We start from the raw sequence: 25,783 nt of genomic DNA on the forward strand, positions 1-25,783 counted from the left end.
GCGATAGTAGACAAGTTGAAAAGCGGCCGATACTTAGCCTAATCTCCATGAACCGTCCAAATATGGACAAAGTACAGTCCGAAAACGGACGAAATAAAACCCCAAAGAAAGCCGAAAATAAGCTTTTTAAGGTTCTGAAGCCGATTGATACTATTGGCCTTTTATTTGCTATGCAAAAGGAAAACATAAGTTTTTTTAATTACGCAATCTACCAATTCATGAAAGGAACTCAATTGGGTGAGTTTGAAGAGATCGTTCTGCTGACGGTCGCCCTGCTCTACGATGATGCCTATGGGGTAGCGGTTTTAGAAGAACTAACCAGTCGTTTGGAGCGGCCGATGAGCTTAGGCGTTGTGCATCGAACGTTGCAGCGGTTAGAAGAAAAGGGATTGATTCAGTCCCGGTTTAGTGAGCCGGTTGCCGAACGAGGAGGGCGCAGCAAACGCCTGTTCACGATGACCCTGGCCGGTGAACAAGCCCTACAGCAAGCCCGGCGTATCCGGAATGAATTGTGGAACGGGATTCCAAAAACCGCTTTTGATCACCTGACATGAATCGGAGAAACAAAATCCAGCCGCCACGCTGGGCGGAGCAGCTACTCAGTCGAATTACGGCTCCTTATATCCGGGACGAAGTGCTGGGTGATCTGCATGAATTGTTTCAAAAGCGAGTCCATCGGTACGGGGTTAGGAAAGCCCAACTATTGTATGTGCTGGAAATGCTGTTGATGCTGCATCCCCGGTTATGGCGAGAGCCCCTTCAATCAACCCACCGATACACCCAACAAAGCCATTATTCAGATCCAACTCCAATGACCATGCTAAGCAGTTATGTTAAAATCGCATTGAGGAAACTCAATCGGCACAAGTCCTATACGCTGATTAATGTAGTGAGCCTGAGTCTGGGTATTGCCGGTGCCATTCTGATTTTTACGTTGGTCAAATACCACCTCAGTTTTGATACCTTCCATGCCGACCACAACCGGATCTACCGCATTACCACAGAGCTTCATACCGAAAAGATAACCTACAGTACAGGGGTTCCCAATCCAATGGGCGAAGCCTTCAAGCGAGGCTATGATGTTGCCCAGGAAGTCGGGCGAATCGGGTTTTTGAAAGATCGAGTGGTGGCGGTGTCGCCCCAGAAAAAATTCAAGGAAGATGTTGCCTTTGCAGATCCCGATTTTCTCCGCATTGTCAATTTTCCCCTGCTAGAGGGTAGCTTGCCGACGGCCTTGCAGGAGCGCAATACGGCCCTGATTACGGAGCGAATAGCCAAAAAATACTTTGGTGATAAGGACCCCATGGGTCAGGTGTTGCGCATCGATAGTTCGCTGGTCGTAACCATTACGGGTGTTCTTCAGAACCTGCCGGCCACAACCGATTTTCGCACGGAAATCTATATTCCCTATAGCAATTTGCAGGACCATAGTCCCTGGCTGGTTGAAAAAGACTGGTGGGTCGGTTTCAACAAAGAGATGCAGTGCTTTATCAAGCTCAAACCAGGGGTGTCGGCCGCGATGGTTAATTCTACTATTCTTCCCGCCATTAGTGCTAAATACTATGACAAGGAGAATGCGAAGCTTTTTCGGTTTACGCTACAGCCACTCTCCGATGTTCATTTTAATCCCAAACTGCGGGGGTATACGGATAAAAAGAATCTCTGGACGTTTATGCTGATCGGCTTTTTCCTGGTTGTTACGGCCTGCGTCAACTTTATTAACCTGGCAACCGCGCAGGCGCTGGGCCGCTCCAGAGAAATTGGTGTTCGAAAAGCATTAGGCAGCCAGCGAGGAGCACTCTTCTGGCAATTTATCACCGAAACGGCGCTCATCGCTGGATTAGCCCTGATAATCGCTTTAGGCCTGACCTATCTGGCCGTACCGTCGGTCAATCAATGGTTTGCTATTGAGCTAACCATCAATCCATTGACGGATACCTACCTACTTTTCTTTTTGCTCGGCCTGCTCCTGATCGTGACGTTCTGTTCGGGGGCTTATCCCGGTCTGGTTCTGGCTCGTTTTCAGCCCGTGCAGGCCCTGAAGGGCAAGCTCTCTCAGCAATCAGTGGGCGGGTTTTCCCTACGAAGAGGGCTGGTTGTCACCCAGTTTGCGATCTCACAACTGCTCATCATCGGCACGCTGATCGTCACCCGCCAGGTACGGTATTCTGAGCAGGCTGACATGGGTTTTCAGAAAGAGGCTATCGTCATTCTACCGGTACCGGATAATCAAAAGTCAAAGATAACTACATTGGGTAACCAGCTTTCGGAACTGGCGGGCGTCGAAAACGTGACGTTTTTTAATAGTCCTCCAGCCACCGAATTTCTGGGCAGTACAGGTATTCGCTTTGACTCTCGTCCCAAAAATGAACGCTTCAATATTTCCTATAAAACCGGGGATAATCAGTTCGTCCCAACGTTTAAAATCCCCATTCTGGCCGGTCGCAACCTGGCTTCGTCGGATACCGTTCGGGAGTACTTACTCAACGAAGCTGCCGTGAAAGCTCTGGGTTTAGCCTCCCTAGAGGATGTAATCGGGAAATCGGCAACGATCAATGGTCAGGCGGGAACCATCGTTGGGGTTATGAAAGACTTCCATTTTAAGTCGTTTCGTAGCGCGATTGAGCCGCTCTGCCTGACGACCCGACTGGAGATGTACAACAGTTGCGGAATAAAAGTGAACCCGGCTACGCTGGGGGCTACCCTGGCCGGATTTGAAAAAGCCTGGACGGCCCTGTATCCGTCATCGATTTACACGTACCATTTTCTGGACGAAGACATTGACCGGCTTTATAAACTCGATAGTATGCTGCTGAGGCTCATTCAGGGGTTTGCTGGTATCGCCATTTTTGTCGGCTGCCTGGGTCTGTACGGCTTGGTGTCGTTCATGGCGGCTCAGAAAAAGAAGGAAATTGGCGTGCGCAAGGTATTAGGCGCGAGTACGTCCAGTATTCTCTGGCTGTTCGGGAAAGAATTTTCCCGGTTGCTGTTAGCTGCGTTTGTGCTGGCGGCACCGCTGGCCTGGTGGGCGATGAACAAATGGCTGGCCAGTTTTGTATATCGCATTGAAATTGGCGCTGGCATTTTCCTGCTGGCCATTCTGATCACCTTCCTGGTGGCTTTACTGACCGTCGGTTTGCGAAGCGTGAAAGCCGCTCTGGTAAATCCAGTAAAGACGTTACGAACGGAATAGATTGTACAGAGGTCGGCTCACCAACTCATCGTTGGCATACGATGAGTTGGTGAGCCGATCTACGTTCATGGATCGCTTATAAAACCAAATGCCATTTGTTTGTTCAAAACTTTTCCAATAGAGACAAAGAGAATGGCTGCTACCCTTGCTTACGTCGACCACCAGTGGAGGGCAATAACGAGAGGCTTCTCGTCGTCAATCAATCCTATTTCTTCCTCATCCTACACTTGGCTTTCAGGCCTTTTGCAACAGCCACCGCTGTCAAGTCCTCAAACGTCAACTTAAGTAGTCTTATAGAGAAACCATCCATCGCCCATTGCTCGTAACAAGATGATATGATCCGGGCTCATCATTGGAATATTCTCCTTATCTGGAATGTAAACGTAACCCATTGAGTTGTCGCTCATTCCCCAAATGACTACTTCAACTGAATTTCTAAAGTCCGAATCGCGCGCGGGTGCATATAAGATAAATAGCTTTCGACAAGCTTCTTTCCAGCGATCTTCAATCACTTTGCTATTCTTTACATTGAGCTCAATATCCGCCGTTTTATTCTTTTTGAATTCGTCCTTTCCCGCTATAATGACTTTTTTCAATTCATCGAACTGATGACGGTGTTCATTGAAAAAGGCGATCAAGCCGTCATCCGATAAGGACAGCAAACGAGCGTTGCCCAACTTGAAATTGTAGTCCTCTCGGGACGAAAAAAGACTGTATACCCCTTGCTTACGTTCCGACAAAGCGATAATACTATCAATCTGTTTGGTATTCAAACGCTCTAACTGGTTCTTTTCGAACAAACCATAACCAGCCATGGCCAATGACCGAAAGGCTTGCATCTTCCAGATGGTCTGTTTCACAAAGTATAGATAATAGTCCGTACCCAAGCCTGCTTTGTTAGTGATTGTTAAGGCTACAACCGCATTTTGGTTAGTTTGACTTAACAGTTTGAACGTGCGCTTCGAGTTCTTTTGCTTAAAGTCTTTGCCGTTAGGGTGCCCCTTGTAGTCCCCCGTGATATAGTTGCCTAAGGCTGGAAAGCCGTTCTCATCAAATATTCGTTGGGCTAATTCAACTGGCGTCATATCGGGTTTGATACGTTGACAGTAGGCTATTGATAAGCCCAGAAAGGTCAGTAAATAAACGTTACCGATGAACCTGATCACCCCGTTCTTAGTGTAAAAGTTTACCATACTCAGTTCTTCAAGATGAAATCAGAGACTTACTCGTTTAGCTAGTTTTAAAGAAGATTTCTCTTTTGTCTAACCACGGGGGCTGTTGTAAAAGACAGAAAGGGTTTCAAGTTCCTTGTTTTAGACAGGAAAAGTAACCTGTAGCGACTCTTATCCGGGTTTCTCAATAATCTGTAAAGCATTCATATACAGTCGATTGATTTAGGTTGAGTAAATAAACTCACGATCTGGCTGACTCTATTTGTTTTCGGAAAAGGAGATAAATAACCCAACCCAAAGGAATAAACAAAATGACTAAACACCAGGCCGTCTTTCTTCCGGGGGGTAATGATTGCCGGTAGATTTGCATAAGGGCATAGGCAGTTCCTGGCAACTGAGTTACCACCCCAATCTGCCAGAGAACTAAACTTGTATCGGGAGAAGGCATCCTTGTCGAGTTTAAGCTTAAAACTTCATGTTTTGAATCCGCACAGCGTTCAGAATGGCGAGCATCGCCACGCCGACATCCGCGAAGACGGCTTCCCACATAGTCGCCAGACCACCAGCGCCCAGCACCAGCACAATGGCTTTGACAACCATCGACAAGGTGATGTTCTGCCACACGATCCGGCGGGTAGCCCGGCCAATCTCGACCGCCGTAGCAATTTTGGCCGGTTCGTCGTTCTGGATAATCACGTCGGCGGTTTCGATGGTCGCGTCCGAGCCGAGCCCACCCATTGCCATACCGACATCCGCCAGCGCGACCACCGGCGCGTCATTCACGCCATCGCCAACGAACGCTAGCTTTGCTTTAGGATTGGTGGGCTGTTCTCCTTTTAACCGCTCGACCTCACGAACTTTATCCTCAGGCAATAAATCGCCGTGCCACTCCGCTACGCCTATCTGTTTGGCGACGGCTTCCACAACAGCCGCTTTATCGCCCGACAGCATCACGGTGCGAATACCATCGGCTTTCAGGCGTTTGATGGCATCGGCGGCATCGGCTTTTACTTCGTCGGCAATGGTGAAATAACCCGCAAATGTTCCGTTAATGGCCGTCATGACAATCGTAAACGGAATTTGGGTTAGGGCTTCATCAAACGATACATTGAATTTGCGAAGCAGTTTAGCATTGCCGGCCAGCAGTTCTTTCCCGTCGACAGTTCCTCTTAGCCCGTGTCCGGGAATTTCTTCCACGTTTTCAACGGCTACTGTTTCGTATCCTTCCCCGGCATGATCAATGATGGCGGTGGCGACCGGGTGGGTTGATTTGCTTTCCAGCGCGGCCGTTAACCGGGCTAATTCTGTAGCGTCGATACCAACGGGTTTGACTTCCTGCACCTTAAAAACGCCTTTGGTCAACGTACCGGTCTTGTCCATGACGACGGTTTTTACTTGTGTCATCAAATCCAGAAACACGGAACCTTTAAAGAGAATGCCCTGCTTTGATCCGGCACCAATGCCGCCGAAGTAGCCCAACGGTATGGAAATAACCAGTGCACACGGACAGCCGATGACTAAAAATACCAGTCCCCGATAGAGCCAGTCACGAAATTGGTAATCGGCGACAACGAAATACGGGATAATTGTAATCAGTAAAGCCAGTCCACAAATAGCCGGAGTATACACCTTGGCAAACCGGGCAATGAATTCCTGGGTCTGTGCTTTCCGGCCTGTGGCCTGCTGCACAAGTTTAAGAATGCGCGACAGCTTGGAATCCTGATAGGGCGTGGTCACATCCATCTCGACCAGCGACTGCCGGTTGATCATCCCGGCCAGTACCGCTTCGCCTTTTTCAATAATGCGGGGTACACTTTCCCCCGTCAGCGCTGCCGTATCGAACGTACCTGAGTTGGAACGCATCGTGCCATCCAGCCCTACTTTTTCGCCTGCTTTAATCTGAATCACCGCACCAACAACCACGGTAGCGGCTTTTACGGTTTGCGCCTGCCCGTTTACAAGTACCGTCACTTCGTCGGGGCGAACATCGAGCAGGGCTTTGATGGAGCGACGTGCCCGGAGAACGGCGGCATCCTGAAACAACTCGCCGATGGTATAAAACAGCATGACTGCTACACCTTCCGGGTATTCGCGGATACTGAAGGCACCAAGCGTAGCCACACCCATCAGGAAAAATTCGGTGAACACGTCGCCACGGATGCTGCTGCTCCAGGCGCGTTTAAGCACCGGCCAGCCTACCGGAAGGTAAGCCACCACGTACCAGATAAGCCGGATGGGGTCCTTCCAGGTCGGACCCGTCCAGGTCAGATTCTTAAACCAGCTTTCGGCGTAGCTGTCAAGTCCGATGCCACCCAGCAACAATGCCAGGCTGATTGCGGCAGGTGCGTACGTGCGCCAGGCCTGATCAGGGCTTGCCTTCGTAGCCGCTGCTGCTGGTGTGGTGCCCTCTTCGATCAGTTCGATATCCTCATCGTCGCTGTGGTCGTGACCATCATGATCGTGATCGTGTGCCATAAATAGTTTTAGAGTTCTATGAAAAAAGTGAAAATGCCGAGGGCAATCAGAATGCCGCCGGTCAGGCGTTTCTCGTTATGGTCGAGCCAATGCCAGTTGACGCGGGCCAGCCCCCGGTACGAGATTGCCGTCAGGCCTACCATACAGGCAATAGTTACCACGGTATAGGTCACCGATAGGGTGACGATAGCCGTCCAGCCAAGCGTACCCGCCGTAAAAAAGAAGGTTTCAATTTCCAGGCAGGGTGAAAACAACATAGCTACCGACAGCGTAGCGATGATGGCTGCTTTCGAACGACCCGCCACTCCCCTGGGTACGTGTTCATGGGGTGATCCGGCGTTGGCATCGTGCATGGCAAAGTAGATCAGCCCCATGAAAAGCAGTAGCAGGGAGGCAATCAGTCGGGTTTGCGCTTCGAGCCGTTCGGAGACTTTCATCCCGATTGCCCCGATGATAATTCCCAGTATGACCGTACTGAGCGTATGAAAGAATCCGCTCAGGGCCACCACGCCCAGCGTTTCCCGCTCCGACCAGCTTTCGGAGCGGCCAATAAGTACAACTGGCAACCAGTGGTTAGGAATGGCCGCGTGGACCGATCCCAGGAGAAGGCTGCCTATCAGTAGGTTCCAGAGCATCTGTCTTCGTCGGGTTTGATTATAGGGCAAGGGGTACCAGGCTTTTTGGTTAATGGGCGTGTTCTTCTCCTTCGCCACTGGCGGCTTTAAGCTGCGACAACAGCGCATAGGCACCTTTAACGACCACGCGCACCGTAGCCGGATTGAGGCTGGCCGGTAGCATTACCTGTGAATAGCCTCCGTCTGTTACGCCCCGGCGCACTAGAATCTGCTTGAACCGTATTGATGAACCGCCCTTGTCGGGTCTTTCTTCCGAATGCTCATCTCCCTTTGCTTCGTGCTCCTGGTGTTCAGGTTCCTTTTCATCCGTTTCCACGAAGATGTAGTCCTTATCTTCCGCCGACACGATGGCTCCTTCGGGTAGGGCTGTAACCCGGCTATCGACCAGATCTAAACTGGCCCTGAGTGATGTATTCGGCGACAAATGGGTATCGGGCTGGTCGAGCTTGGCTACAACCCGTACCGAGCGGTCCGCGTCGATCGCCCGGTTGATGTATGAGATCCGCCCAGCCCGCTGCTTCCCGCCTTCATTATTGAGCAGAATCCGCACCCGCTGCCCTTCCCGAAGCTGGGGTAAGTCTTTTTCGAAGACCGTTAGCTCTGCATACAGGCCCTGGCTGCTGGTAAGTCGGGCAATTACGTCGGCAGGCTGAACATACTGGCCGGCTGTGGCCGGTATGTCCGTAACAACACCGGTAACCGGGGCCGTAATGACATACGTGGCACTAAACCGACCCGCTAGTGCCGCCTGGGGCGACAAGCCTACCAATCGTATCCGCTGAGCCAATCCCGTTAGGCGGGCGCGGGCAGCGTTGAGGTCAGCCGTCGTTTGTTGTAACACCTTTAGGGCACTCACATTCTCCCGGCTCAACTCCTGCTGCCGGGCCAGTTCGGCTTCTAAATACGTCAGCCGACTATGCGTTTCGGCGTATTCCTGCTGCACCCCGATCAGGTCAGGATTCTCGACGCGGGCCAGCAGCTGCCCTTTTCGTACCGGCTGGCCGGGCAACAGCGGAATCGACCGTACGAAGCCGCCCTGCAATGCGGTGATGTTTACCTGGCTCTGGGCCGGAACGGCCAACCGCCCGTTGAGGTTTAGCAATTGAGCTATAGTGCGGTACTCCACCTGACCCAGTTGAACGGAGGCAATACGAACCTGATCCTCGGTTAATTCAATGATGTCGGGCGGTGCTTCTTCATGGTGTTGGGATTGTGCCGCGGCCGTTTTCTGTTCGCTCGTAGCTTCATCCTTGCCGGTGCAGGCGTTGAGACTCAGGAGACCGAGCAACAGGCCCATGCGATATAACTTGATGATTGTCAACATGATTGAGGTGCGATTAAGGCAGGCCAATGAGTTGTTCTAAAACAACCACGGCCTGGTTATATTGATTGATGGTGTCCAAATAGCCTGTGCGGGTTTGAATGGCCCGCGTCAAGGCCTGGGCGTATTCCAGATAATTGGCTTCTCCGGCCCGAAACGCCTTTTCAGCCCCCTCGGCCAATCGGCGGGCCACGGGCAGGCCCGTTTGCTCGTAATAGGTCAGGCTGGCCTGCTGTTTCCGCACCTCCCCAACGGCCGCTGCCAGCTCGCCCTGTAGATTGCGCTGATTGAACCGGAGCGAGGCTTCGGATACCTGCTGCCCCAACCGGGCCGACTCGATGCGGGCGCGCTGCGCTTTCTGAAACAGGGGTATGGAAACGCCCACCTGAACGCCCTGGAACCGAGTCCCTCCGCCAAAGAACTGATCCTGGGAGACGCCACCCGGACCATCGATCGTTTGTACACCAATAAGCGATTGATTAAAATAGCCGATGGTATAATCGGGGCGTAGCCGGGCCTGCTCCACGGCAATCTGCCCCTGAGCAATGGTGGTTTGTTGGCGCAAGAGAGCCAGCGTCGGGTTTTGGGCCAAAGCTGAATCGGACAGCATTGGGAGCGGTCGGCGGGCTAGCGGACCATCGGGCAGGGTCAAATGGCCCGTTGTGTTCAACAAGGTTTGCAGACCGCTCAGGGCAATTTGTCGGTCAGCCTCCGTCAGAGCGATTTGGTTACGTACTTCCCCCATCAGGTTGTCGGCAGTAGCTAGTTCAAGACTCGTTCCCTCGCCCGTGCGTAACCGAACGTCCGTTGCCCGCCGGAATCCCACCAGCAGGCTATCCTGAGATTGAAGGAGTTTGAGCCGCTCATTCAGGTACGCCAGTTCCAGGTACGTTCCTTTCACCCGCGTCCGTAGCTCGGCCTGGGTTACCTGCCCCTGCAACTCGCTGCCCCGGATGCCCGCGTCGGCCAGTTGCTCCAGACGTCGAATCAGTTTTCCATTCGGAATGGGTTGGGAGATCGTAAAATTATTGTCCCACCGCCGGGAGTTGTACTGACCGCCCACCCACGTAACGTCTGTACGGCCAATGTCGCGGGCAGTGCGCCGACCCGTCTGTTGAAGGGCAATGTTCAGCCTACTGACCCGGCTCGACCCGTTGTTGATAATGGCCTGATTCAGGGCAGCCTCAAGCGTCAGGGGTGCGTTCGCGGCTGGTTGCGCCAGCGCAGTGGAGCCTATGCCAAACAGGAGTCCGGCAATGAGCCACCAGGTGGCCAGGTTTGGGGCCGCTTTGGAGGTGAGGTTGGCCTTCTTGGCACCCATCAGCGTTTGTTCCCACCAGTACAGACAGGGCAGGACCAGCAGCGTCAGCAGTGTAGCCGACAATAGTCCACCAATCACAACGGTAGCTAAAGGCCGTTGGACCTCGGCTCCGGCCGTCGTCGCCAGGGCCATCGGCAGAAAGCCCAGTGAGGCCACCAGGGCCGTCATCATCACGGGGCGCAACCGGGTGGCGGTTCCTTGCAGAATGATCGTTCGCAGGTCAGTCTGCCCCTCCGCTTTCAGGTAATTGAACTCACCAATCAGCACAATGCCATTGAGCACGGCCACGCCAAACAGCGCAATGAAGCCCACGCCAGCTGAGATACTGAACGGCATACCGCGCACCGATAAGGCCATTACGCCCCCGATGGCCGAAAGTGGAATCGCCGAAAAGATCAACAGACTTTGCCGTACGGAGCCAAACGTAAAAAAGAGGAGCAGAAAAATCAGCAGCAGGGCCACTGGCACCGCAATAGTGAGCCGGTCTTTGGCTTCCTGCAGGTTTTGAAACTGACCACCATACGTCAGATAGTAGCCAGCTGGCAGCTTCACCTGGCTCGCTAATTTCCGCTGTAACTCGCCAACGACGCTTTCTACGTCACGGTCGCGCACATTGAAGGCCACCGTAATGCGCCGTTGGGCATTTTCCCGCTGAATCTGGTTGGTACTGTTCTGAAAGGATACATTGGCAATCTGGCCTAACGGAACGGCTTGCCCCTGATGGCCCGGAACGGCAGCGGTTGTTACCAGCAAATTCTGCACATCTTCGATGCGTTGGCGGCTTTGCTGCTGCAGCCGAACCACCAGATCATAGCGCCGTTCGCCTTCATACACCAGGCCCGCCGAAGTCCCGGCAAACGCAGTCTGGACATACCGGTTGGCCTCTTCGATACTTAGGCCAAAGCGGGCTAACGCGTCGCGGTCAAACTTGATGACAATCTGAGGCAACCCCGATACCTGCTCTACGTAAAGGTCCTCCGCGCCCGGCACCGTGGTCACAACCCGGCCAATGCGGGCGGCATAATCAGCCAGTACGCCCAGATCTTCGCCGTATAACTTCACCGCCACGTCCTGTTTGACGCCCGTCATCAGTTCGCTAAACCGCATTTGAATGGGCTGAAGAAAACCAAAGCTCACGCCGGGAATCTGTTGTAATTTAGCCTGCATTTTTTCAGCCAGTTCCTCCCGATTGTCAGCGGATGTCCACTCGTCGCGGTCTTTGAGGATGATCATCAGATCGATGGCCTCCACCGGCATCGGGTCGGTCGGTATCTCACCCGCGCCCACTTTCCCGATCACTTCGATCACTTCGGGGAAGTCTTCTTTGAGTACCTGGCCGGCCAGAAGGGACGCATCAATCGTCTGACCTAGTGACGAGCCCGTCATCAGCCGGGTTTCCACGGCGAAATCTCCTTCGTCCAACTGAGGAATGAACTCTCCGCCCAACCGACTGAACACAAACAGTGAACCGGCAAACAACGCGAGAGACAAGCCAACGACCCACCTTTTATGCCCAAGCGTCCAGCGAATAGCCGGGTTGTAGAGTCGGTGGAAAAACGCCATAATGCGATCCGCAATCGCGGGAGTTTCGTTGCGCACCGGCTTTTTGCTCAACAGCAAGGCCGACACCATCGGTACGTAGGTGAGCGACAGCACAAACGCACCGGCGATGGCAAAGGCTACCGTCTGCGCCATCGGGCGGAACATTTTGCCCTCGATACCGACCAAAGCCAGAATCGGCAGATACACGATAAGAATGATGATTTCGCCGAAAGCCGCCGACGACCGTATCCGGCTGGCCGACGCGAAGACCTCCGCGTCCATTTCGTCCTGCGTGAGGTGGTGTTGAAATTTTTTCAGTGCGATGTGATGCAGCGTGGCCTCCACGATAATGACGGCTCCGTCCACGATCAGCCCGAAGTCGATGGCCCCCAGGCTCATCAGGTTGCCCGATACGCCGAAGAGGTTCATCAGGATGACGGCAAAAAGCATCGACAGCGGGATCACCGAAGCGACCACCAAGCCCGCCCGCCAGTTGCCCAGCATCAGGACCAACACGAATACCACGATCAAGGCCCCCTCGATCAGGTTGCGCTCAACGGTACCAATAGCGCGGTTGACAAGTTTGGTTCGGTCCAGGAAAGCGTGAATGTCAACGCCTTCGGGCAACGACTTCTTTATCTGCTCGATCCGTTGCTTGACATTGCCGATTACCTGCGATGAGTTGGCTCCCTTGAGCATCATGACAATGGCCCCCACAACTTCGCCTTCGTCGTTTCGGGTCATGGCCCCGTAGCGAATGGCCGAACCAAGCCCAACCTGGGCCACGTCGCGCACCAACACCGGTATGCCTGCGTCGGTTCGGCGCACGACGATTTTACCGATGTCCTGGAGCGTACCAATGAGCCCTTCGGAACGGATAAAATAGGCATTGGGTCGCCGATCTATATAGGCTCCACCCGCATTCTGATTGTTGCGTTCGAGGGCCGAAAACAGCTCATTTAGGGTCACCCCGACCGCTTTGAGTCGTTGTGGGTCGACGGCTACTTCGTATTGTTTGAGATAGCCCCCAAAGCTGCTTACATCGGCAACCCCCTTCGTGCCCAGCAGTTGTCGCCTGACAATCCAGTCCTGAATGGAGCGTAATTCCATTGCTGGATATCGCTTCTCGAAGCCGGGTTTAGCCCGAATCACGTACTGATAAATTTCGCCCAGTCCCGTTGTAACGGGGGCCAGTTCGGGCTCACCCGCATTGGCGGGTATCTGCGAACGGGCTTGCTGCAGGCGCTCGAAAACCTGCTGACGAGCGAGGTTTCCGTCTACCGCATCGGTGAATACGACCGTAACGACCGACAGACCGAAGCGGGAAATGGAGCGTACCTCTACCAGGTCTGGCAGGGTGGCCATGGTTTGTTCGATGGGAAAACTGATTAGCCGTTCGACATCAACCGCCGATAAGGCCGGGCTTTGGGTGATGACCTGCACCTGATTGTTGGTGATGTCGGGCAGGGCATCAATGGGCAACTGGGTCAGCGAGTAGCCGCCCCATATCGCTAAAGCGAGCGTGAACAGCCCGATAATGAGCTTGTTCCGAATGGAAAATCGGATGATAGAATCCAGCATGAAGTAGTCTGAACAAATGGATAATAGGCAGATGCCGGGCACGTACAGACTGCATAACTACGCCGTTTAAGGCAAAGCAGTCCGGTGCAACCGGCAGGGGTGTTCAGACCCGAAGTTGAGGGGGTTGCCAGATGGCCGTTATCGGATCAAGGGGATGTGCCGACGCGTAACTAAAACGGGTCACGGCAATGGGTACGATTTCGACCGGGGAAGTTAGCGTATGGCTGGACTGGGGACTGACCGTAATCGTCGCGGCACAACAGGCGCAGGTACAAAAGGGAGTACAGGCATCGTGTTCGTGGTGATGGGCGCCCCCCGATTCGGTCGTACTCACTGACAGGGTCATAGCTGGCTCTGCCTGCCGGGCTACCGGTAGGGGTTCATCTGCACAGGGCCACAGGGAAAGGGTCAGCAGATAAAAGGCCAGTATGGTTGTCAGCCACTTCACGTTCACAAAGGTAGGGCAAACGCACGTGCAACAGGGAGTCAAAAAGTAGGTCAGGTCAAATTTAAGGAATTATCATAATCCCCCGCCTTGTCTGACTATCCCATATGCGACTGACCGAGTTAGGCAACCAGTAAAAATTATTGTCTTGTAAAGGGCTCTTAGGTGAAGTGAGACGTCGCGACGACTACACTTCAGCGCCACACTGGCACGTTGATGTAGCTGCTGTTGTACCACTTTACTTGCAACGGCTCTTTGCCATCCAATATGGTTTCTGTGCTTACCTCTTTGCCTGTTCCATAATTCAGTTGAGAAAAGGGATTCTTATTGACGTTGATGGCCACCACCAGCCGACTTCCTTTGCCTATCTGTTTACTGACCAGATGCGTGTTTGAAAAATCAATGGTCGTTAGTTCACCCGGTTTCAGCAGCGTTCGTTTCGTCATGTCTTTTGAATAACTCGCCCGACCAATGTAATACGACAGGTGAAAATACTCGCCGGTCTGGGTTAACTCATAGAGAGTAATGCCAAGATCTACATCTTTTTTGTTGATACTGATGTTCAGTTGACCGAGGAATGAGCCATTTACCAGCAGATGCTCCGGTAAGGGTTGGCTGACGAATACAAAGCCACTGCTCGTGTCGATCGCCTTTCGCTCGATCGGGTCAGGATAGTAGTCGTTAGTACTGGTTTGCCGGTCAGAGAAATCGACCTGCTGGCTCAGATAACCCGCTTTTGATGGCTTCTTTGGCGTTAATGAATAGAATGCGTCTGTTTTCTGGTCGGTCAGGTAAAACGTTAAAAACCCATTGTTCATTTTCGCGAGCGAAGGGGCACTACGCCATTCATTGGCCCCCATGACCTCATAGTTGATCCTGTCTTTTAGAATGTCAGGCTTCGGGCCACTTTTCAATACGTGATCAAGCCACTGATACGTTATTTTCTTGATATCGAACAACGCAACCGAATCCACCGAATAGCCGTTAACCACTCGTTCTCCGCCGATCTGGGTGCCAAAGTGTCCATAAGGACCAATTACAAGGTAGCAGGGTGTTTTCGGATTATATTTCTGGAGCTCTTTAAGATAATACAGGCTCGAATTCTGTGAATCATTGTAATAGCCATCAAAAGCCAGAACAGGAATGGTGATCTGCCTGAATTCGCTTTTGTAGGGCGCCATCGCCTGCCAATACCGGTCAAGGTCAGGATGGCTAATCCAGCGTTGAAACCATTTATTTGGGGTTCCGTCGATGCTGTCCATTTTGTTATAGGCCGCTCCGCTTCGCCACCAGTCAAACATCACGTTTCGGAAACGCTTCCTGTCATTTCCGGTAAGGGTATCGAGGTACTTATTGTTGCCAACGTAGAACGACCATTCGTAGTTAGGATTTACAAATACATTGTTTTCCATGGGCAAACCCATTCCCGGTCTGTTGGCTACATACGGCACAATGGTTTTAAGGGCCGGATGAAGTTTTTTACAAGCTGCCCATTGCGAAAACCCATTATAGCTCCCACCGAACATGCCCACGCTGCCGTTGCACCACGATTGTTTACTAATCCACTCAATTACATCATAAGCATCGGATGCTTCGTTTTCGTAAGGATATATCTCGTCAGGGCTGAATCGTTTCCCTCTTGTGTAGGCAATAACGCCTACATAGCCCTTATCGGCCGATTCTTTCAGCGACTTGATATCCCGTCCGGTATCGCGCACATAAATGCTAAACTGAAGGACCACGGGCAGGGGCTGGGTTACTCCTTTTTTTCGGACCATCATGGCTGAGAGGGTTGCGCCGTCCTGAGTGTTTATCAGGATGCTATCCTGTACGTCGTAATCACTTTTGGATTCCTCTATTTTCGTCCGGAGGGTCTGTTGGGCGTAGGTGAACCGGACTACCAGTAAAAAAAGGGCAACCCAGATAATTTTCGTTGTGTTTTTGGCATTCATACGGTTGGCGTACTGATGTTGATTCGTAAGCGCCTGCTGCTACTTCGTTGAATCGAGCCAATTTCTTACTAGCTTTTTTTAGGTCATCAGGCTTTTAAGGACAGCCATTGATTGCTTTCGTTGCATCATAAACCAATCCAGCGAAAATGTAAAACAGGCTCCAAACATCACAAGGTCTCCCAAAACGCTTTCATGTGAGACGATAAAAACTCCACGCGTCTGCTCGGGAAGGGGTGTTTGGTGAAGCAACTAGTGAGTCAGTAGCCATTTCAGAATGCGGCTCCAAGTCGACAAGTCCAATGGATTTTCTTTTACTGTGAAAAATTTGCGAAACCGTATGGTTGCGCGTACATTTGCAACCATACGGTTTCGCGACGTAAACTTCAAACAAGATGAGACGAGATATTTTTCAGGCAATAGCCGACCCCACAAGGCGGGCCATCATCGCCCTGATTGCCTTGCAGGCAATGACACCCAACGCCATTGCTGACAATTTCAATACAACCCGACAGGCTATTTCCAAACACCTTCGCATACTCACCGAATGTCAACTAGTGAAACAGCAACAGCAGGGACGGGAGATCTACTACTCACTGGAAGTTGAAAGAATAAAAGAGGTTGATCAGTGGGTAAACCAATTCAGAAGCCTTTGGGAAACCCGCTTTAATCAGCTTGACGACGTATTATCAACCCTAAAAAAAGGATAAACATGAACGATTTCACCGTTGACAAAACAACAAAAACAGTAACCTTTTCCAGAGAATTTGATGCCGACCTTTCGTTGGTCTGGGATGCATACACGAAGCCGGAAATTCTGGATCAATGGTGGGCGCCCAGACCCTGGACTTCAAAAACAAAGTTTATGGATTTTGAAGTTGGCGGCCGGCGGTTTTACGCTATGGTAAGTCCTCAGGGAGAAGAGCATTGGTCCGTTCAACAATACACGTCCATTAGCCCCAAAACCAATTTCAAATTGTTGAATGCCTTTGCCGACAAAGATGAAAACCCAGAATTGCCCGGCTCGGAATGGGACTTAACGTTCAGCGAACAAAACGGGAAGACAACCGTACGCATCAGTATTTACAATGAATCGCTTGTGCGCTTAGAGAAAATGCTGGCAATGGGCTTCAAGGAAGGAACGGCCATGACATTGAAAAACCTGGAGGAATTATTGGCAACTTTATCGCAACAAAAGTAACGGACTGAATTGCCGTTATCATCGGCTTGGCGAAGTGAGGCTGAACGCTCCATTATTTAGTATTGGTAGCTAATCGGCATTAGTGGGTTTGTTGAGCAAAAGCTCTCCAATCCCCTCACTATCGCCAAGCCGTAAACCGTTAATTGCGAATGCCACCTACTGGTAGGCAGTTTTGCGGGGTTTACCCACCGTTTTGTACGTCGCCGAAAAGCTCAATCTGTCGGGGGTATCTGACAGACCTGCTGAACAAATATACCGGCAAAACCACGCAGGAGCATATTCATCTGGAGCTAATCAACCCGGCGAAAAGCCGGTTATGGAAAACGGACAAAGAAACTCCCCACCCCAGGCTACCACCTGAGCCGCGCACGTAGCACCAGGGCGCCCGGTACTCTGTCGGGCTCGCAGCGAAGCCTGTAATCTGTTCACAGAAACTTAACTCACAATTGGTTGACGAGTAGGAAAACTATGGCAATTTTGTAGCTATGTCTGAGCAAGAGCTAACCGATGACGAATTAGTGGCCCTACTTCGAACCGATAGCGAGGAAGCATTTCGCACATTGTACGAACGCCACTGGTATAACCTTTTTGTGCTGGCAAAGCGTAAACTTCGCGACGAAGCGATGGCTTCTGACATGGCGCAGGAGTTGTTTCTCCGGCTGTGGCAAAAGCGTGAATCACTGCTCATCAGTAATGTTGGGGCTTACCTGACCACCTCCCTCAAACACCTGATTGTCGATCATGTGCGCACGCAGTTGCAGGGGGAGCAATATGCCAGCCACTTTGTGTATAGTCCGCCAACGGATACGCTCAATACCCTCCATTCGGTGGAGTTTAGCCAACTGACCGAATCCCTCAATCAGGCATTAGAGCAACTGCCCAACAAAACCCGCGAAGTATTTGTCCTTAGCCGATTCGAACAGCTAACAATCCGTGAAATTTCCATGCGGCTGGGCCTCTCCGAAAAAGCCATCGAGTACCACCTGTCACGCTCAGTTGCCTTCCTCCGCGCCAATCTGCACGACTATGCCACCGCTGTCGTGCTGACCACTCTTCTGAGCTCTTAATGATTTCGTAACATACTGGCCTTAGGGTATTTTTCAAGTTGTTCGTCTAGTACTCTGAATGCGGCACAACTATAGAGTGCCGTCGCCAGATGGTATGGACCCCCAAACGCTACAAACCTTACTGACCAAGTACCGGAACGGCCATGCGACTGATGAGGAGCGGGCGCAGGTCGAAGCGTGGTATGATGCGCTGGATGGAGAAGCTGAACCTACTCTGTCGATGACCGACAAACGGGCATTCGTTGAGCAGCACTGGCAACAAATGGCGGCTTTGATCAAACAGACGCCAACTCATAAACGTATACCAACACTGGTCTACCGGCTGGCCGCTGCCGCTGTGGTTATACTGGGTATGGGACTGGGCTGGTATTCCCTGATGAATCGTTCATCAGAAAAGGGTTTCAATCAGCTAACAGCTCAAACGGGCAAGTCAAAACGGGTCGATCAGACGAACCAGTCGGGTAAGCCGCTTCGGATTGCGTTGACGGATGGCAGCGCCATTACGCTCCAGCCGGGTAGTCAGGTACAATACCCCGAACCATTTGCCGCCGACCGGCGGGAAGTTCGGCTGGTCGGTCAGGCTTTTTTTGACGTTACTAAAAATCCGAAACGACCCTTCCTGGTCTATGCGAACGGTCTGGTCACGAAAGTGCTTGGTACCAGCTTCACCATTGTAGCCCACGCGGGTAAGCCCACTGCTGAGGTCGTTGTTCGGACGGGCCGAGTGGCCGTTTACCGGCAAGCGGAGCCGCATCCGACAGTGTCCGACATGGTACTGATTCCCAATGAGAAAGCGACTTTTTTTCGGGCAGAGAGCCGTATTGTCAAATCGTTGGCCGATTATCCGGTCGTAATCCGGCCTCAGGCCATCAAAACCCATTTTGTGTTCGACAATACCCCCGTCGCCCGCGTGTTTAAGGAACTGGACGACGTGTATGGTGTAGCCATTTCCTTCGATGCCAACGCCCTTGCCAACTGTACACTCACGGCCAATCTGGCCAACCAGTCATTACCTGACCAATTGAACATGATTTGTCTGTCCATTGGCGCTACCTATCAAACCAACGGCACGCGCATTCGAATTAGCGGCCGGGGATGCCCTTAACAATCAAACTAGCTTACTTAAAACTACTTATATTTCATGAAACGTTTTATTTCGCTATTAGTCAGCGTCCTGCTGAGTAGTAGTCTAGGCCAGGCTGTGCCCTTGTCAGCGCAGGAATTAATGAACCGCTCCGTTTCCATAACGGTAGAAGGCGAAACGGTACGAACGGTATTGCAGCAATTGGAAAGGGCTGTTGATGTGCGCTTCGTGTATAGTCCGCGTGTGATTGGGGCTGACAAACGTATTTCGATCAGTGCCCGTAATGAACGGCTGGCGAGTGTGCTCCAGCGGTTGTTTACCCCCCAGAACATTGCCTGGGAAGTGATCAACGGACAGATCATTCTAAAAAAAGTGGATGGGCAAAGCAGCCTGCTGGCTGTGCCGGCTTTTCAGATCAACCGGGTGGTCGCCTTCGATCAGCCCCGGCGAATCCTGTCGGGTGTCGTGCGCGACAATGTCGGTAACCAACCGTTGCCCGGTGTGAGCATTGTTGTAAAAGGAACCACGCGTGGCACATCGACCAATGCCGACGGTAGCTTTACGCTGACCATTCCCGACGTGAGTAGCAATCTGATTCTATCCTTCTCCTTCATTGGGTACGAAACATTGGAAGTACCCGTAAACAGCGGTCAGTCTATACTCAACGTAATCCTCAAAGAAACGCAGAACGCGCTGAGCGAAGTGGTGGTGGTGGGCTATGGTACCCAAAAGAAAGTGAACCTGACGGGGGCCGTATCGCAGGTGCTGGCCAAGGAACTTGAAAACCGGCCGTTGAACAACATGTCACAAATTCTCCAGGGTATGGTTCCTAACCTGAACATTACGTTCAGCACCGGCCAGCCGGGGCAGGGTGGTAACCTGAACGTGCGTGGAGAAACGTCAATCAACGGGGGAGGACCGCTGGTGTTGATCGATGGTATTCCCGGCGACATCAACCGCATCAACCCGGCCGACGTGGAGTCGGTATCGGTGCTGAAAGATGCGGCCGCATCGGCGATCTATGGAGCTCGGGGTGCGTTTGGGGTTATTCTGGTGACGACCAAAACGGCCAAAAATGGCAAGACAACCATATCGTACAGCAACAATTTTGGCTGGTCGGCCCCGACGGTCAGCACCAAATTTCTGACCAATGGCTACGAATACGTTCGGATGAACGACGAAGCGTTTACGCGGGCTACCGGCAACAGCTACACCCGTTATTCGGAGGAAGACTACAAGGAACTGGAAGCCCGGCGGTACGATAAAGTTGAAAATCCCGCTCGCCCCTGGACGGTCATTAAAAACGTAAACGGAAAAGATATTTATAACTATTACGGGAATTACGACTGGTGGAATACGCTCTTCAACACGACCGAGCCCTCCAAACAGCACAACATCAATTTGTCTGGCGGGACCGACAAGATCAATTATTTTCTGTCGGGATCGATGTTCGAGAAAGACGGAATCATGAAGATCAACACCGATAAATTCACGTCTTACACCCTCCGCAGTAAAATCAACGCACAGCTGACGCCCTGGCTCAAAGTGGGCAGCAATATCCAGTATTTCGACTCGAAGTATAAATACCCCGGCCTGGAAGGGGGTGCCAACGCGAATTTTGTAGGAATTACGGTCCACGCCTTACCCGCTTATGCACCCACGAATCCCGATGGAACGGCTACGTATAACACCCTGAAAAACAACTATTCCATTGGCGATGGGCTGTACGCAAACCTGCTGAAAGGCGTTGCCGGTGGCGAAAAGCGGGTACATGAACTGACGGCAATCAACTCGGTAACCATCGACTTTACCAAAACCTGGAATCTGGTTGCCAACTACGCGTACTCCTTTTACATCGCCGACGACTGGTACCGGTCTGCAGTGGCTCAGTACTCCATTCAACCGGGTATTCTAGCCGTCGTGCCTAACTACAATACGGACCAGTACCGCAAAACATTCTGGTTCGATCCCATGAACGTGACCAACGTGTATTCGTCCTATAATCAGACATTCGGCAAACACTATGTGGCGGCCACGGCGGGGATTAACTACGAGTCTAAAAAACACCAGCGGCTGTTCGGCGCTCGTAAGAACCTGCTTTCCGAAAGTCTGAACGATCTCAACCTGGGTACGGGCGAACAACTGTCGGCCGGTGACTCGTACCAGTATTCACTGTTTGGGGCGTTTTATCGCCTGAACTACGATTATGTCGGCAAATACCTGCTGGAAGTGAATGGCCGCTACGACGGGACTTCCCGTTTTGGCGAAGGTCGACGGTATGGTTTCTTTCCGTCTGTTTCAGCGGGTTGGCGGCTGAGCGAAGAGCGCTTTTTCGATCCACTCAAGGGCCTCGTAGATAATTTTAAAATCAGGGCTTCGTACGGTACGCTGGGGAATCAACTGCCGTCGAACACCAACTCGGCCAGCTTTTATCCATACATCTCCATTATGCCAACAGCGCAGTCGAGCTGGATAACCAATGGTCAAAAGCTGTCGTACGTGAACAGCCCGAACCCAATTTCGCCGGACCTTACGTGGGAAAAAGCAACGACCTCCAACCTGGGTCTGGATGCGGGTTTGTTGAAGAATCGACTGAACCTATCCGCTGACGTTTACATCCGAAATACAACGGGGATGCTGGTGCCGGGGCAGGTGCTTCCGTCGGTTTATGGCGCTACAGTGCCCACCCAAAACGCCGGGGATTTACAGACGAAGGGCTTTGAACTGTCCATCGGCTGGCGCGACCAGGTCAAGGTGGCCGGTAAGCCACTGGTGTATAATGCCTCGTTTGTTCTATCCGATTCCAAATCGATCATAACCAAATACGACAACCCGAACAAGATTCTGTCGAGCCGCTATGAAGGGCAGACCATTGGCGATATATGGGGCTACTCCATCGACGGCTACTTCAAAACCAATGAAGAAGCGCAGGCCTACACGGTCGACCAAACGCTTGTCAACAAACAGCGCCTGAGCGCCCCCGGCGATTGGAGCAAACTACAAGCCGGTGACCTGAAATTCATCGATACCGACGGGAACGGAAAGATCGACCAGGGAGCCAACACACTAGCGAATCACGGCGACCTGAAGATAATCGGCAACGACCGGGCGCGCTACCGGTATGGTATCAACCTGGGGGCAAGCTGGAACGGCTTCGACATGTCGGTGCTGGCGCAGGGGATTCTTCGGAAAAACTGGTATCCGGGCAACAACGCTGACAAGTTCTGGGGGCCTTATTCGCGGCCGTATTATTCGTTCATTCCGGAGAATTTTGAGGCTGATGTCTGGACGCCGACCAACACCGACGCGTACTTTCCGGTGCTGAGAGGCTACACGGCGTTAAACGGTGGCGGTGACCTGAACGCGCCCAACGACCGCTACATTCAGAATGTTGGCTACCTGCGTCTGAAAAATGTGGTCATTGGCTACACGATTCCCGAAAGTCTCAGCAAAAAGATCCGCATAACTCGCGCCCGGATTTATGTAAGTGGCGAAAATCTGCTGACCTATACCCCCCTGCGATCCAAATACATTGATCCGGAGCAACTCGATGGCGACGCCACCAATGGCAGAACATACCCATTATCCAAGACAATTTCTGCCGGTCTGAATCTCACGTTCTAGGTCCATTCAACTCTACCTACTCCGATGAAAAAAATCATAAGTATCCTGGCTGTGACCCTTGGTTTGACAGCCTGCGACCTGAACATGCTGCCTCAGGACGCCATCTCGCCCGAAACCTTTTTCAATACCGAAAACGACCTGCTGCTTTACACGAATTCCTTTTATAACGCCCTGCCATCGGCCGAGGATGTGTATAATGAAGATGTCGACAATGTGGTCAAGAACAGCCTGCGCGATGAATTGCAGGGCACGCGGGTAGTGCCCACCAGCGGGGGCGGCTGGAGTTGGGGCACTTTGCGTAACATCAACTATTTTCTGGTTAATTCGGGAAAATGTCCGGATGGCAAAGCGGTAGCCAAATACAACGGACTGGCCCGGTTTTTTCGTGCCTACTTTTACTTCGGCATGGTGAAACGTTTTGGCGATGTTCCCTGGTATTCGGAACCCATTGAGGTGATGGATCAGGAGATGCTGACTAAAGCACGCGATCCCCGGACAATGGTTATGGATTCGGTGATGGCCGATATTAACTATGCCATTGCCAACCTCGATGCATCACGGCAGGTTACAACCGTCACAAAGTGGACGGCTCTGGCTCTGAAATCCAGAATAGGCCTATATGAAGGCACATTCCGTAAGTACCACACAGAATTCAGCCTGCCCGGTGCCGATAAATTTCTGGACGAAAGCATTGCGGCCTCGCAGGAGCTGATGAAAAACAGCGGATACACGATTTACAAAGCCACGCCCACCACCGCGTATGGCAACTTGTTTTCGTCGGACAATGCCATTCCCGACGAGGTGATTCTGGCCCGCGATTTCAGCGACGAATTGCAGGTGTATCATAACCTGAATTACTATACCATGACGGCCTCGTACGGCAAGCCCGGCCTGGAGAAGAAGCTGGTTAACAGCTATCTGATGGCCGACGGGACCCGCTTTACGGACGTCAAAGGATACGAAACCATGCAGTTTGCAGAGGAGGTACAAAACCGAGACCCTCGCTTGGCCCAGACGATCCGGACACCAGGCTACACCCGTATTGGCGAAACCACACCCCTGGTGCCGGAATTTGGGGCTACCGTAACCGGCTACCAACTGATCAAGTTTGTTTCGGCACCCAAGTGGGATACGTTTACCAAGGACATCACCGATATGCCCATTTTTCGGTACGCTGAAGTGCTGCTGAATTTTGCTGAAGCCAAAGCTGAGCGGGGCACGTTAACCCAGGCTGACCTGGATGTATCTACTAAACTCACCCGCGACCGGGTTGGTATGCCAAACATTAATCTGGCCGCAGCCAATGCCAGCCCCGACCCTTATCAGGCGCAGCAATACACGCAGCTCAAGGGGGCTAACACGGGCGTCATTCTGGAGATACGGCGCGAACGGCGGGTAGAACTGGTGATGGAAAACTTCTTCCGCTGGGATGATATCATTCGCTGGAAAGAGGGGCAACTGCTCACCAAACCATTCAAAGGCATGTATTTTCCGGGACCGGGTAGTTACGATTTGGACAAGAACGGGAAAGTCGACCTGGTTATTTACGAAGGCACCAAACCATCCGTGTCGGGTGCTCAACTGCTCAAACTGGGGAGCGAAATACTGCTGGAAAATGGCAACAAAGGCGGCAACATTGTGGTGAACGGACACATTACCAAAAAATTCAACGAAGCACGCGATTACCTGTACCCGATTCCTACGCAGGAGCGGCTGTTGAACACTAAATTAAACCAGAACCCTAATTGGGAGTAAGGGGAGGGGTGTCCGGCGCTTTTCGTAGCGACAAATTTTTAACCTGACTCCACCAAAAGCGCCGATCGTTCATCGCTAAGCGCTAAACCCATAACCCTATACATCAATATGTTTTCAGACAGACGATCCTTTCTTGAAAAAATGGCGAAGGCCGGGGCGCTGGGGCTGTTGCCCACGGCTCCGGCACTGGCTGCGGCCGGGTCCTCCGCGTTGATAGAGGAAAAGAATCATGTTGTGGCCGGGCCGTATCTGCAAAATATGAGTACCCAGGCCGTGACAATTATGTGGATTACCCACAAAAACAGTTTCAGTTGGGTCGAGTACGGAGCCGGAACGTTCACCAGCAAACGGGAATTCGGCTACACGAATGGACTGATCGAAGCCAACAACCGGATAAACAAAATAACCCTGTCGGGTCTTGCGCCCGGTGCAGACCATAAGTACCGAATTGTTTCAACCGAAATACTGGGCTACAAAGGGTCGAAGGTTGAGTTTGGCGAAACCGTTACCAGCCCTCTATACGGCTTTAAAACCCCGTCCGACAAGGAGGAAGAGTTTAAGCTGGTCATCTTCAACGACATCCATGACCGACCTCAGATCATTCCTCAGTTACTCTACCGGCATGGCTATACGGGCAACAAGCGGGATTACGATTTCGTCGTTTTCAACGGTGACTGCTTCGACTGGGTTACCGATGAAAGCCAGATGGTCGAGCACCTGATCAAACCATCGGTCGATATTTTCGCGTCGGAAATGCCGTTTATTTTGACGCAGGGAAATCATGAGTGCCGGGGCAGTTTTTCAAGGCACCTGCCGGCTTATTACGCGTATCCCGACGACAACTATTACTACGCCTTCACACGCGGCCCGGTGCGGTTTGTTGTTCTGGATTCGGGCGAGGATAAGACCGATGACAGTGTTGAATACGGTGGACTCTCGGCTTTTGATCGGTACCGGCAGACGCAGGCGAAGTGGCTGGAAAAAGAAATCGAGCGCGATGAATTCAAAAAAGCCGCTTTTCGAGTCGTGTTGATTCATATCTCACCCTACCACTCCGGCGACTGGCATGGGACTATGCATTGCCGCGAAGTCTTTGGGCCGTTGCTGAACAGGGCTAAAATCGATCTTCAGATTTCAGGGCATACGCACCGGTACGGAACCCACGATGCCAGTGCCGATCACAATTATCCAATCGTGATCGGTGGAGGGCCGCTGGAAGGAAACCGGACGTTAATAAAGCTACACGTTACCGCCAGAGAGCTGAATGTAAAAATGATTCGGGATGATGGCGAAGTGGTAGGGAAGTACACTATTTCTAAAAAGAATCGGTCGTAATTGCACCGGTAAAATGGAAGTGATCTCCGGTCAAACGCAAAGGGGTGAAATTAACCCGTTGTTAAGACCGATAACTGCAACCC

Annotated in this window: 18 protein-coding genes; 10 read left to right on the top strand and 8 right to left on the bottom strand. The window is 51.9% G+C overall.

All coding sequences use genetic code 11. The features are described from left to right. Nucleotides 1-218: 218 nt before the first annotated feature. Both ACYU8Y_RS04265 and ACYU8Y_RS04270 read left to right on the top strand, forming a co-directional pair. Nucleotides 219-554, top strand: a complete 336-nt coding sequence (locus ACYU8Y_RS04265) for a PadR family transcriptional regulator (protein WP_460934544.1) — start codon at nucleotides 219-221, stop codon at nucleotides 552-554. Continuing rightward, nucleotides 551-3,193, top strand: a complete 2,643-nt coding sequence (locus ACYU8Y_RS04270) for an ABC transporter permease (RefSeq protein WP_460934546.1) — start codon at nucleotides 551-553, stop codon at nucleotides 3,191-3,193. Before ACYU8Y_RS04265 ends, ACYU8Y_RS04270 begins: the two co-directional genes overlap by 4 nt. Before the next feature lie 281 nt (nucleotides 3,194-3,474). Here ACYU8Y_RS04270 and ACYU8Y_RS04275 read toward each other — a convergent pair whose 3' ends face one another. The 8 genes from ACYU8Y_RS04275 to ACYU8Y_RS04310 form a co-directional block, all read right to left on the bottom strand. Next, nucleotides 3,475-4,386 (bottom strand): hypothetical protein, encoded by a 912-nt coding sequence (locus ACYU8Y_RS04275; RefSeq protein ID WP_460934548.1) that lies wholly within the window; start codon nucleotides 4,384-4,386, stop codon nucleotides 3,475-3,477. A 220-nt stretch (nucleotides 4,387-4,606) separates the two neighbouring features. Continuing rightward, the gene (locus ACYU8Y_RS04280; RefSeq protein ID WP_460934550.1) at nucleotides 4,607-4,813 is read right to left on the bottom strand and encodes a PLD nuclease N-terminal domain-containing protein; all 207 of its coding nucleotides are present in this window, start codon (nucleotides 4,811-4,813) and stop codon (nucleotides 4,607-4,609) included. A 17-nt stretch (nucleotides 4,814-4,830) separates the two neighbouring features. Beyond that, complete coding sequence (locus ACYU8Y_RS04285) at nucleotides 4,831-6,840, bottom strand: heavy metal translocating P-type ATPase (RefSeq protein ID WP_460934552.1); 2,010 nt, start codon at nucleotides 6,838-6,840, stop codon at nucleotides 4,831-4,833. Between the two features lie 8 nt (nucleotides 6,841-6,848). Beyond that, a complete protein-coding gene (locus ACYU8Y_RS04290) occupies nucleotides 6,849-7,475 on the bottom strand; it encodes a hypothetical protein (protein WP_460934554.1) in 627 nt (208 codons plus the stop codon). 49 nt (nucleotides 7,476-7,524) lie between these two features. Continuing rightward, nucleotides 7,525-8,799 (bottom strand): efflux RND transporter periplasmic adaptor subunit, encoded by a 1,275-nt coding sequence (locus ACYU8Y_RS04295; protein WP_460934556.1) that lies wholly within the window; start codon nucleotides 8,797-8,799, stop codon nucleotides 7,525-7,527. A gap of 13 nt (nucleotides 8,800-8,812) precedes the next feature. Beyond that, a complete protein-coding gene (locus ACYU8Y_RS04300; RefSeq protein WP_460934558.1) occupies nucleotides 8,813-13,240 on the bottom strand; it encodes a CusA/CzcA family heavy metal efflux RND transporter in 4,428 nt (1,475 codons plus the stop codon). A gap of 103 nt (nucleotides 13,241-13,343) precedes the next feature. After that, nucleotides 13,344-13,688 (bottom strand): DUF6660 family protein, encoded by a 345-nt coding sequence (locus tag ACYU8Y_RS04305; RefSeq protein WP_460934560.1) that lies wholly within the window; start codon nucleotides 13,686-13,688, stop codon nucleotides 13,344-13,346. Nucleotides 13,689-13,879: 191 nt separating this feature from the next. Next, complete coding sequence (locus ACYU8Y_RS04310) at nucleotides 13,880-15,637, bottom strand: CocE/NonD family hydrolase (RefSeq protein WP_460934562.1); 1,758 nt, start codon at nucleotides 15,635-15,637, stop codon at nucleotides 13,880-13,882. A 392-nt stretch (nucleotides 15,638-16,029) separates the two neighbouring features. On the opposite strand from ACYU8Y_RS04310, the gene ACYU8Y_RS04315 reads away from it, so the two are divergent. The 8 genes from ACYU8Y_RS04315 (at nucleotide 16,030) to ACYU8Y_RS04350 (ending at nucleotide 25,700) form a co-directional block, all read left to right on the top strand. Further along, entirely contained in the window at nucleotides 16,030-16,344 is a 315-nt protein-coding gene (locus tag ACYU8Y_RS04315) for an ArsR/SmtB family transcription factor (RefSeq protein WP_460934564.1), read from the top strand. Between the two features lie 2 nt (nucleotides 16,345-16,346). Further along, nucleotides 16,347-16,835, top strand: coding sequence for an SRPBCC family protein (locus ACYU8Y_RS04320; protein WP_460934566.1), 489 nt, complete (start codon nucleotides 16,347-16,349; stop codon nucleotides 16,833-16,835). Nucleotides 16,836-16,984: 149 nt separating this feature from the next. Then, nucleotides 16,985-17,209, top strand: a complete 225-nt coding sequence (locus ACYU8Y_RS04325; protein ID WP_460934568.1) for a hypothetical protein — start codon at nucleotides 16,985-16,987, stop codon at nucleotides 17,207-17,209. 111 nt (nucleotides 17,210-17,320) lie between these two features. Further along, on the top strand, nucleotides 17,321-17,902 hold the full coding sequence (locus ACYU8Y_RS04330; protein WP_460934570.1) for an RNA polymerase sigma factor: 582 nt from the start codon (nucleotides 17,321-17,323) through the stop codon (nucleotides 17,900-17,902). Nucleotides 17,903-17,960: 58 nt separating this feature from the next. Beyond that, nucleotides 17,961-19,007: a FecR family protein gene (locus tag ACYU8Y_RS04335; protein ID WP_460934572.1), complete on the top strand. Its 1,047-nt coding sequence runs from the start codon at nucleotides 17,961-17,963 to the stop codon at nucleotides 19,005-19,007. A 36-nt stretch (nucleotides 19,008-19,043) separates the two neighbouring features. Continuing rightward, nucleotides 19,044-22,610, top strand: coding sequence for a TonB-dependent receptor (locus tag ACYU8Y_RS04340; protein WP_460934574.1), 3,567 nt, complete (start codon nucleotides 19,044-19,046; stop codon nucleotides 22,608-22,610). A gap of 24 nt (nucleotides 22,611-22,634) precedes the next feature. Further along, nucleotides 22,635-24,365 carry a RagB/SusD family nutrient uptake outer membrane protein gene (locus tag ACYU8Y_RS04345; protein WP_460934576.1) on the top strand — a complete coding sequence of 577 codons (1,731 nt, stop codon included), beginning with the start codon at nucleotides 22,635-22,637 and terminating at the stop codon, nucleotides 24,363-24,365. Between the two features lie 108 nt (nucleotides 24,366-24,473). After that, complete coding sequence (locus ACYU8Y_RS04350) at nucleotides 24,474-25,700, top strand: metallophosphoesterase family protein (RefSeq protein ID WP_460934578.1); 1,227 nt, start codon at nucleotides 24,474-24,476, stop codon at nucleotides 25,698-25,700. The last annotated feature ends 83 nt before the right edge of the window (nucleotides 25,701-25,783 follow it).

The sequence above is a fragment of the Spirosoma humi genome, assembly GCF_054776575.1.

Excerpts from the sequence above, each read along its gene's own strand:
- ACYU8Y_RS04290 (WP_460934554.1), bottom strand. The coding sequence starts at position 7,475 with ATGCTCTGGAACCTACTGATAGGCAGCCTTCTCCTGGGATCGGTCCAC.
- ACYU8Y_RS04325 (WP_460934568.1), top strand. The coding sequence starts at position 16,985 with ATGCCACCTACTGGTAGGCAGTTTTGCGGGGTTTACCCACCGTTTTGT.
- ACYU8Y_RS04350 (WP_460934578.1), top strand. The coding sequence starts at position 24,474 with ATGTTTTCAGACAGACGATCCTTTCTTGAAAAAATGGCGAAGGCCGGG.
- ACYU8Y_RS04275 (WP_460934548.1), bottom strand. The coding sequence starts at position 4,386 with ATGGTAAACTTTTACACTAAGAACGGGGTGATCAGGTTCATCGGTAAC.
- ACYU8Y_RS04345 (WP_460934576.1), top strand. The coding sequence starts at position 22,635 with ATGAAAAAAATCATAAGTATCCTGGCTGTGACCCTTGGTTTGACAGCC.
- ACYU8Y_RS04320 (WP_460934566.1), top strand. The coding sequence starts at position 16,347 with ATGAACGATTTCACCGTTGACAAAACAACAAAAACAGTAACCTTTTCC.
- ACYU8Y_RS04270 (WP_460934546.1), top strand. The coding sequence starts at position 551 with ATGAATCGGAGAAACAAAATCCAGCCGCCACGCTGGGCGGAGCAGCTA.
- ACYU8Y_RS04335 (WP_460934572.1), top strand. The coding sequence starts at position 17,961 with ATGCGGCACAACTATAGAGTGCCGTCGCCAGATGGTATGGACCCCCAA.
- ACYU8Y_RS04340 (WP_460934574.1), top strand. The coding sequence starts at position 19,044 with ATGAAACGTTTTATTTCGCTATTAGTCAGCGTCCTGCTGAGTAGTAGT.
- ACYU8Y_RS04265 (WP_460934544.1), top strand. The coding sequence starts at position 219 with ATGAAAGGAACTCAATTGGGTGAGTTTGAAGAGATCGTTCTGCTGACG.
- ACYU8Y_RS04280 (WP_460934550.1), bottom strand. The coding sequence starts at position 4,813 with ATGCCTTCTCCCGATACAAGTTTAGTTCTCTGGCAGATTGGGGTGGTA.
- ACYU8Y_RS04295 (WP_460934556.1), bottom strand. The coding sequence starts at position 8,799 with ATGTTGACAATCATCAAGTTATATCGCATGGGCCTGTTGCTCGGTCTC.
- ACYU8Y_RS04330 (WP_460934570.1), top strand. The coding sequence starts at position 17,321 with ATGTCTGAGCAAGAGCTAACCGATGACGAATTAGTGGCCCTACTTCGA.
- ACYU8Y_RS04315 (WP_460934564.1), top strand. The coding sequence starts at position 16,030 with ATGAGACGAGATATTTTTCAGGCAATAGCCGACCCCACAAGGCGGGCC.
- ACYU8Y_RS04300 (WP_460934558.1), bottom strand. The coding sequence starts at position 13,240 with ATGCTGGATTCTATCATCCGATTTTCCATTCGGAACAAGCTCATTATC.
- ACYU8Y_RS04285 (WP_460934552.1), bottom strand. The coding sequence starts at position 6,840 with ATGGCACACGATCACGATCATGATGGTCACGACCACAGCGACGATGAG.
- ACYU8Y_RS04310 (WP_460934562.1), bottom strand. The coding sequence starts at position 15,637 with ATGAATGCCAAAAACACAACGAAAATTATCTGGGTTGCCCTTTTTTTA.